This window comes from Vibrio sp. 970 (genome assembly GCF_033339075.1).
In genome coordinates, this window is sequence record NZ_JAWOTW010000812.1 from 1 (window position 1) to 519 (window position 519).

At 51.6% G+C, this 519-nt stretch carries 1 protein-coding gene; it reads left to right on the forward strand.

Going from position 1 to position 519, the window contains the following annotated elements; all coding sequences use genetic code 11:
• Positions 1-519, forward strand: a 519-nt coding sequence (locus tag R7Q11_RS29345) for a solute carrier family 23 protein (RefSeq protein ID WP_318094494.1), incomplete at both ends; no start/stop codon positions are given.

Genomic DNA, 519 nt, shown 5'->3' on the forward strand with positions numbered 1-519 from the left:
TACCGATTCCGATGCAGTACGGCTTGTCATTTGACTGGTCACTGTTTATCCCTCTCGTGCTGATTTTCTTTATCACGGCGTTGGAAGCGATCGGCGACATTACCGCAACGTCTGAAGTATCTGGCGAGCCGGTTAAAGGCCCTATTTACATGAAGCGCATCAAAGGTGGGGTATTAGCGGACGGTCTGAACTCGGCTATCGCTGCGGTATTCAACAGCTTTCCAAACTCTACCTTCAGTCAAAACAACGGCATTATCATGCTAACGGGCGTCGCAAGCCGTTACGTGGGTTACTTTATCTCGGGCATGTTAGTGATTCTTGGTCTATTCCCGGGCGTGGCCAGTTTTGTTCAGCTGATCCCAGAGCCTGTACTTGGTGGCGCTACCATCGTGATGTTCGGCACCATTGCCGCTGCAGGCGTGCGCATTATCTCGCGTGTTGATCTCGACCGCCGCGCGATTCTGATTATGGCGTTGTCATTCTCGATGGGGTTAGGTATCGCTCAGAAACCTGAGATTC